This window comes from Kitasatospora saccharophila (assembly GCF_039529925.1).
GTDB classification, from domain to species: domain Bacteria; phylum Actinomycetota; class Actinomycetes; order Streptomycetales; family Streptomycetaceae; genus Kitasatospora; species Kitasatospora saccharophila.
Map to the genome: position 1 here is coordinate 123493 of NZ_BAAANS010000025.1, position 7426 is coordinate 130918.

The 7426-nt window shown below is 71.1% G+C and carries 12 protein-coding genes; 2 read left to right on the forward strand and 10 right to left on the reverse strand.

Annotation, left to right across the window (positions count from 1 at the left end; genetic code table 11):
- Positions 1-82 precede the first annotated feature (82 nt).
- From ABD345_RS19660 to ABD345_RS19700, 9 genes are all read right to left on the reverse strand, one after another.
- Entirely contained in the window at positions 83-253 is a 171-nt protein-coding gene (locus tag ABD345_RS19660; RefSeq protein ID WP_344553623.1) for a hypothetical protein, read from the reverse strand.
- 1 nt (position 254) lies between these two features.
- Positions 255-425 (reverse strand): hypothetical protein, encoded by a 171-nt coding sequence (locus ABD345_RS19665; protein WP_344553624.1) that lies wholly within the window; start codon positions 423-425, stop codon positions 255-257.
- Positions 426-526: 101 nt separating this feature from the next.
- The gene (locus ABD345_RS19670) at positions 527-1066 is read right to left on the reverse strand and encodes a GGDEF domain-containing protein (protein WP_344553626.1); all 540 of its coding nucleotides are present in this window, start codon (positions 1064-1066) and stop codon (positions 527-529) included.
- Positions 1067-1143: 77 nt separating this feature from the next.
- The gene (locus ABD345_RS19675; RefSeq protein WP_344553627.1) at positions 1144-1680 is read right to left on the reverse strand and encodes a DUF6197 family protein; all 537 of its coding nucleotides are present in this window, start codon (positions 1678-1680) and stop codon (positions 1144-1146) included.
- Positions 1681-1690: 10 nt separating this feature from the next.
- Positions 1691-1888, reverse strand: a complete 198-nt coding sequence (locus ABD345_RS19680) for a hypothetical protein (RefSeq protein WP_344553629.1) — start codon at positions 1886-1888, stop codon at positions 1691-1693.
- A 12-nt stretch (positions 1889-1900) separates the two neighbouring features.
- Positions 1901-2611: a DUF2637 domain-containing protein gene (locus tag ABD345_RS19685; protein WP_344553630.1), complete on the reverse strand. Its 711-nt coding sequence runs from the start codon at positions 2609-2611 to the stop codon at positions 1901-1903.
- A 194-nt stretch (positions 2612-2805) separates the two neighbouring features.
- Positions 2806-3003 (reverse strand): hypothetical protein, encoded by a 198-nt coding sequence (locus ABD345_RS19690; RefSeq protein WP_344553631.1) that lies wholly within the window; start codon positions 3001-3003, stop codon positions 2806-2808.
- Positions 3004-3084: 81 nt separating this feature from the next.
- Positions 3085-4494: an FtsK/SpoIIIE domain-containing protein gene (locus ABD345_RS19695; RefSeq protein WP_380273592.1), complete on the reverse strand. Its 1410-nt coding sequence runs from the start codon at positions 4492-4494 to the stop codon at positions 3085-3087.
- A 6-nt stretch (positions 4495-4500) separates the two neighbouring features.
- Positions 4501-4854 carry an SCO3933 family regulatory protein gene (locus ABD345_RS19700; RefSeq protein ID WP_033220108.1) on the reverse strand — a complete coding sequence of 118 codons (354 nt, stop codon included), beginning with the start codon at positions 4852-4854 and terminating at the stop codon, positions 4501-4503.
- 201 nt (positions 4855-5055) lie between these two features.
- Between ABD345_RS19700 and ABD345_RS19705 the strand changes: the two genes are divergently transcribed.
- Together ABD345_RS19705 and ABD345_RS19710 are read left to right on the forward strand one after the other, a co-directional pair.
- Complete coding sequence (locus tag ABD345_RS19705; protein WP_344553632.1) at positions 5056-5844, forward strand: GntR family transcriptional regulator; 789 nt, start codon at positions 5056-5058, stop codon at positions 5842-5844.
- Between the two features lie 2 nt (positions 5845-5846).
- The gene (locus tag ABD345_RS19710; protein WP_344553634.1) at positions 5847-6605 is read left to right on the forward strand and encodes a glycosyltransferase family 2 protein; all 759 of its coding nucleotides are present in this window, start codon (positions 5847-5849) and stop codon (positions 6603-6605) included.
- 76 nt (positions 6606-6681) lie between these two features.
- On the opposite strand, the gene ABD345_RS19715 is transcribed toward ABD345_RS19710, so the two are convergent.
- Positions 6682-7245, reverse strand: a complete 564-nt coding sequence (locus ABD345_RS19715) for a hypothetical protein (RefSeq protein ID WP_344553636.1) — start codon at positions 7243-7245, stop codon at positions 6682-6684.
- Between the last annotated feature and the right edge of the window lie 181 nt (positions 7246-7426).

The window sequence follows — 7426 nt, forward strand, 5'->3', positions numbered from 1 at the left end:
GAGGTTCAGCGGTCAGGCGCACAGCTACTCCTTTCGAAGTGAGGCCCCGGAGGCAGCAGTTGAAGCCTCCGGGGCGATGCGGTCAGGACTGATTGGGCGCGGGCTTGGCATGCTGCTCGGTCCACTGCTCGGCGCAGACCTTGTGGACGGGCTTGCCACGGTCGGAGCGGAGGTTGGTGGGCTTGGTGCAGACGCCGCAGGGGGCGGGCTTGTTGTCCCAGTGGCGGGAGTCGCGCCAGTCGAGGAGGGCCATGTCAGAGCACCGGCAGGAAGGCGCGGGCAACGGTGCCCCGGCCGTGGCAGGTGGGGCAGTTGACCGGGGTGGTGGTGCGGGTGCCGTCGTGGCGGTGGCCGGTGGTGATGGCGCGGCCGAAGCCGTCGCAGTTGTGGCAGATCAGGCGTGCCGGGCGGGTGCGCTGGGGCATGATGGTGCTCTCCTTCGCGGACTTCGGTTCGGGGAGGGTTGAGGTCCTCGGCGCGGCGGGATGCTTGGCGGCTTGCTGCCGTGCCGAGGACCGGTTCGTTTTCAGCGGCGGCGCGCGGTGCGGGCGCCGGGCTTGGCGGCGTACATCTGGCCGTCGGCCGCCGACAGGGCCTCGGTGAGCAGCAGGGTGGCCGGGTGCGAGGTGCCGACGGACGCGCTCACGCTCAGCAGCTCGGTGCCGAACGGGACCGGGTGGTGGAGCTGGTCGTTCAGGTCGGGGACGCGGTGTTCGGCGTCGAGGACGACGGCGGCGAACTCGTCTCCGCCGAGGCGGGCGGCGATGCCGTCGGTGCCGCACCAGGTGGCCAGTCGGCGGGCGGTCGCGGTGAGCACGGCGTCTCCGGCGGCGTGGCCGTGGGTGTCGTTGACGGCCTTGAAGTCGTCCAGGTCGATCAGCAGGACGGTGGTGCGCTCGGGGTGGCGGCGGATGAGGCGTTCGGCGCGGGTGGTGAAGCCGTCGCGGGTGAGCAAGCCGGTGAGGGGGTCGCGGCGGGCGGTGGCGAGGCGGCGGGCGAGGGCGGTGCTGTGGGTGGTCCAGCCGAGCAGGGGGACGCCGGCGGCGAGGAGCGGGGCGAGGTGCATGGCGGTCCTTCCGGAGCGGGTCGAGGTCTCCGGGGCGGCGGGATGCTTGGCGGCTTGCTGCCGTCCCGGGGACTGGTTCAGATGCCGAGGGAGAGTGCGCGGGCGGAGGCCCGGTCGAGCAGGTGGTGCACGTCGGCCTGCCGGGTGCCGGAGGCGTCGTTGAAGGCGTCCGGGGAGGCGACGGGCCGTCCGGTGGCGTGCAGGACCTCCATCACCTGGTTGCGGGCCCGGCTGACCGTGTACGGCGTGCCGTAACCGTTGAGCAGGACGGCGGCCTGGGCGCCGAGGAGGCAGACACGGCCGGCGGAGTCCCACAACTGGCCCTGGACCCAACCGAATTCGGCGAGGTAGCGGGAGGTCAGCCGCAGGTGGTCCGCGACGCTGACGGCGACCGGCCGGGCGGGGCGGTGCGCGAGCCGGTCCAGCACGGACAGCCGAGGCAGCGGGAAGCCCGCGTTCCACCGCTGAACCGTGCTGCCGTAGGTGCAGATCAACGGCGCGACGGTGCGGGCCTGGACGGGCAGCGTGGCCAGGTACACCTCGATCTCCGCGACCAGGGCCGAGCCTTCGGGGGTGAGCGACAGCGAGTCCGGCAGCAGCAGCGTGGGCGTCATCGTCCGGCCCTCACTTGCTGCCGGTGCGGTTGACGACCTCGACGCCGGAGCGGGTGGTGTCGTCGATCAGCGGCGCGGCCGGGGTGCTGGCGAGGTAGAAGCCGAGCAGCAGCAGCGCGGTGACGGCCCACCAACGGAGGCGCGTGTGCCGGACGACCAGCCAGCCGACCACGGCGAGGACGGCGACGAACGGGAGCGTGAGCGTCATCTCTGGCTTCTCTCAGGTCAGTTCGGCGGCGAGCGCCGAGGCGAGGGGGTCCGCGATGCCGAGTCGGGCGCGCAGGGTGCCGGCGTCGATCGGGCTGCCGGTCCGGGCGCGGTGGTCGTCGGCGAGCTTGCGGGCGTGGTCGAGCAGGAACGGCGGTACGGGCGGGGCCGTAGCCGGAGCGGGGGCGCTGACCGGCGGAGCGGGCGGCGGCGAAGGCGTGGGCGGGGCCGCCAGCGCGGGCACCGGCTCGGGTTCCTCGATGGCGACCGGCTCGGGCTCGGGCTGGGGTTCCGGCTCCACGACGTACATCGGCGGGAGGTCTTCCTCGGCCTCGAACTCCGCAGGCTCGCTGACCGGGGTGTGAGCCGCGGAGTGGACCAGCAGGGTTCCGCCGAGGAACGCGGCGGCGGGCCAACCGGCAACGATGATCCGCAGCCAGGTCGGGGTGTGGCCGAGGTCCAGCAGCCCGGCGGTGCCGATGTTGGCCCCGAGCGAGGCGGCGAGGGCGATCACGAACCAGACCCAGGCGAGCCGGACGGAGGCCCGGGAGCGGAGCCGACGCCAGGCTGCGACCAGCAGCAGGTCCACCGAGACCGGGTAGGCCCACGCCTTCCAGCCGGTCTGTCCGGCGGCTTCGGCCAGGTCGTGCAGGTGGGCGAAGGACAGCGCGGCGGCGATCGCGGCCTGGAGCAGTACGGCGTCCAGCTTGGGCAGGCGGCGCATCGGGTCACCTCCCGTTCGACTGTGCGGCGGGCTCGTCCGAGGTGGTGCCGGCGCCGAGGCAGTCCAGGCAGGTAGCTTCCTGGTCGGCGACCTGACGCCGGCGGTTCCCCCGGCCGATGTGGACCGCGACGCTGATCTGCCCGGTGCCTTCGCAGGCGGGGCACTCACGGGGCGCGTATGCGGCGGTCACAGCACTACCGGTTTCGGCTGGACCGGTCGGCGGCGCGGCGGGCGTCCCGGGCCACCTTGGCGGCGTCGCGGTCGTTCGGGTTGTTCGCGGCGATCCGCTCCAGCAGGTCGGCCTTCTCGGCCAGCAGCGGACCGGTGTCGCCGCCGGCACGGACGCGGGCGAGGAAGGCCCCGATCTCGGCGATGGAGGGCTTACGGGCCATGGGAGTTCAGCTCCATTCGGGCATGGCGCGGGTAGGGACTTGACGCGATGCGGTCACGCCGGCCGTGCGTGCGAGGGGGTGCTACTCGGCGATCGGGGCCGAGGCGTAGAACGGCGGGGCGGACGGCATCGGCGGGACGTCAGCCGAGCTTCCGAAAGCCGCCGTGTCCTGCGGGCGGAACGCCGCCAGGCGGTACAGGTCGGGCGTCAGGTGCGCGAACTTGATGCAGCGGTCGGCGACTTCGCCGAGCGAGCGGTACGGGGTGCGGATCTCGTACCACCGTCCGGAGGTGTCGCCGGTGACGGCCATGCCGGGCATGGACGGGCTGATCCGGGTGGCCGCGACCATGGCCGTCTCGGAGATGTCCCCGAGGCCCATGCGCGCGGTCTCCACGTCGTTGACGCGGTGGACGGTGCGGCCGGTGAGCTGGGAGCGCAGCATGGTCGCGCCCTTGCCCAGGTCGGCACCGAAGCGCTGGCCGCTGATCTCCAGGAAGATGCCTGCGGCGCGGGCGAGTTGGGCGAGGCGGATCAGCGCGGTGACGATCTGGTTCCGGCGCGGTTCGTCGGCCTTCGACGCCACGAGGAACAGTTCGGCGATCTCGTCCACCAGCACCACGATCGGCACCGGGCGGACCTTCTCCGGCAGGCCCCAGATGTCGGCGGTCATCTCCTCCGCCGGCACCGAGCCGGGCATGCCCTGGTAGGCCCGGATCAGGTCGTACCGGTCGTCCATCTCGATCAGCAGGGCCAGCACCAAGCCGAGCGCTTCCTCCTGGCTGGTGGCCAGCGCCGAGAGCCGAGGGGCGAAGGGCCGCTGTTCGATACCGCCCTTGCAGTCGATCCCGACCAGGGCGACCGGCTGAGCGGCCAGGCCGTGGATCAGGTTCCGGGTCAGCATGGACTTGCCGGACTGACTCGCACCGAGGTTCAGCCCGTGCGCGACCTCCCGGAAGTCCCGGACGTGCGCCGTACCGTCCGAACGCTGGGCGACCGGGACGCGCAGCAGGCTGTCACCCTTGATACCGGTCCGGCGCGGCATCCGGACTTCCCGGAGCACGTCGTAGCCGACGATCCGCAGGTCCACGATCCCCGGCTTGACCTCGGAGACGTACACCGCGTGTACGCCCCAGGCGTGCCGGAGCCGCTGGGCGGCGTTGGCCACGTCCTCGGTCTCCTGCCCACGGGCGAGCCGGAGGCGGATCCGCAGACCGGTGGACGAACCCCGGATGCCCTTGATCTTCGGGACGGCGGGCTTGCTCTCCCGGTTGGTCGCCTGAGCCGCCATGGCGCGCCAGAACGACGGTTCGACCGTCAACCCGCAGGACTCCATCACGGCGTCGTAGTCGCGGTGGATCCGGGCGATGGTCAGCGGCAGTCCGACCGTGGACCAGTACGCGCGCGGGTGCTTCACCTTCGCGTAGAGCGCGGCCCCGGTGCCGGCGGCGGCCGGGATGCCGAGTTCAAGGAGAGCGGCGGTCAGCGCGGACACCGGTCATCAGCCCTTCGCGCCGACGAGCGCGGGCATCGTGGCGGTGACGGCCTCGGCGCGGAAGGCGATGCCGGTGCGCTTCTGGCCGTTGAACTCGTTCTCCCAGGGGCGGGCGATCAGCTTGGTGAGCGCCACCAGCGTCCCGGGGACCAGGCCCTCCGGCAGGCCGGGCTGCGGCACGGTCAGCGACAGGATCTCGGCCTGGCCGTTGGCGACGAAGGTGACGTCGAGCGTCATCAGCGGGGCGCCCGTCTCGGTGTCCATCGCCATCTCGCCGGTCCGCCGGTCCTTCAGCTTCGGCCGGGGCTCCTGGGCGACCATCACCAGCGCGCCGGTCGTGTCCACGGGGATGAGACGCATCTTCGGTACTCCTTCGCTGAGCCGGGGCATACGTCCCCGGGCACCGATCGGCCCCAAGGAAGGGCTGAAGGTCATCAACTCCTCAAGTCCTTAAGTCCTCATGAGGAGTTGATATGAACTATGACGGCGCATCAGCTAGTCGTCAACTCCTCTTGAGGACTTAAGATGTTCGGGAGACCACGACAGGACGGTGACGGCCCCATGGCCAACCAGTACGAGCGGATTTCCACCGATCTGCGGCAGCAGATCGCCAGCGGAGAGCTGGCCCCTGGCGAGAAGCTGCCGGCCGAATCGCAGCTCGCGAAGCACTACGACGTGAGCGTGCCGACGGTTCGCCAGGGCGTGGGAGTGCTCCAGGCCGAGGGGCTCGTCGAGAAGCAGCACGGTCGCGGGACGTTCGTCCGCCGCCAGCCGAAGAAGGTCACCCGCAGCAACGAGCGCCACCAGTGGGAGAAGGACCGGGCCCGCCAGCCGGAGGACATCCGCAAGAGCACCGGCGCGACCGAGCACGACACCGGCCTGACCGTGGACGACCTGACCTTCAGGGCGAAGTACGACACGGTGCCGGCGTCGGCGGACTTGGCCGCAGAGTTCGGCGTCCCGGAGGGAACCGACCTACTCAGGCGCGAGTACCGGACGGCGTACAGCCAGGAACGGCACCCCTTCAACCTTGTCCGCTCCTACCTGCCGCTCGACCTGGTCTCGGCGAACCCGGACCTGCTGCGCGAAGACCGCGAACCGTGGCCCGGCGGGACGCAGAACCAGCTCCACACCCTGGGGATCGAACTGGACCGCATCGTGGAGACCTTCCGCGCCCGGCCCCCGACGCCCGAGGAAGCCGAGGAACTCGGCCTGCCGGTCGGTGTCGCGGTGGTGCTGCTCCGGAAGACTTCGTACGACACCACGGACCGCGTGGTGGAGGTCTCCGACGTGACCCTGCCCGGCGACCGCACCGAGATGGTCTACACGACCAAGCTGGAGAGGTGGTGAGCATGGCCAACACCGTCAGCGTCATCACGGCAGTGCACGGCCCGGCGGCGAAGTTCCTGGCCGACGCCTACAAGTCGCTGTTGGAGCAGGACCTGCCCGCCGGGTGGGACTGGCAGTGGGTGATCCAGGAGGACGGCGAGACCGACGAGGTAACGCCGTACGTCCCGGACGACCCGCGCATCAGTTTCGGCCAGGGGCGCCACGGCCGCGCCGGCATGGCCCGCACCATCAGCCTGGCCCGCGCGACGGGCGAATTCGTCAAGGTGCTGGACGCTGACGACATGCTGCCCCCCGGAGCCCTGGCCCGAGACCTTGCGGTGCTCACCAGTCGGCCGGACGTGGCGTGGACGACCTCCCGGGTGCTCGACCTCCTCCCGGACGGCCGCACGGTCGGCTTCGACCAGGACCCGCCCGAAGGCCCGATCGAGCGCGGCGAAGTCCTCCAGCACTGGAAGGCCCACAATTACCGGGCCCAGGTCCACCCGGCCACGCTGTGCGCCCGGCGCGATCTGGTGCTGGCACTGGGCGGCTGGATGGCTCTCCCCGCCTCCGAGGACACCGGGTTGCTGATGGCGCTGGACGCCGTCAGTCGCGGGTGGTTCGTCGCCGACACCGGACTGCTCTACCGGAAGTGGCCGGGGCAGAGCACCAGCCAAGCCGCGCATGTGCTGGAGACCGAGTGGGAGTCCCGGATGGCGGTGATCGAGGCACGGGCCGAAGCCCTGTCCGCACTGAACACGTGGCGGTTCGACGGCGCCTGACAGCCGACGTTGATCAGCACGGCCCCGGTAGCGAGGGAGACCTTGCTGCCGGGGCCGTTCGCTGTCTTCCGACTGGCTACTGCTCTGCTGAACTCTCCCTCTGCTCCGGGAGGATGAGGCCGCGGGCGGTGTGCTGGTCGCCGACGAACCCGCCGGACACTCCGAGGTCGGCGCGGGCGACTTCGTGGAAGGCGTTGATCGCTCGGAAGATCTCCGTGTGAAGGGCCCGCCACTCCTCCAGAGGCCCGTCCACCAGCCGGCGGGCTCGCCAGTCGATCGCCAGCGCGGCGGCATTCACGGCATGAGCCGACTCGATCACCCGGTCCCCGGCGAGCATCATCAGCCGCTCGAAGGCGAGCGCGCGCCGGCCCTCGGCCTCGGTGAGGTCCATCAGCAGCTCGTGCTCCGTCCTCGGCATGTCGCGGATCGAGTGCGTGACCTCGTAGGCCAGGACGGAGGCGTAGATGCAGGACCGGACGCTGCCCACGTACTCGACGTAGGCGTCGAGCTTCTTCTCGTCCCAGCGGACCCGAAGCGAGTCCCGGCGCTTGCTGCGTTCCACGAGCTGATTCGTCGCGTAGGTGCTCAGCCCACCCAGCAGCACGGCCGCGATGGTGACGAGCTGTGTAACCGTATCCATGATCCCCCGATGTGACGCGACGTCAGCCGAACCAGCCGAGCATACGGACGGTCGGGCCAGGTCAACAGGGGGCAAGGGAAGTGATCAGGGGGTCCTACGTTGTTGGTGGGTTGGACGGGCCGTCGTAAGGTCCAGAGGCCCAGAGACGCCGGGCATGGCTTTCAGGGGGTTGCCCACGATG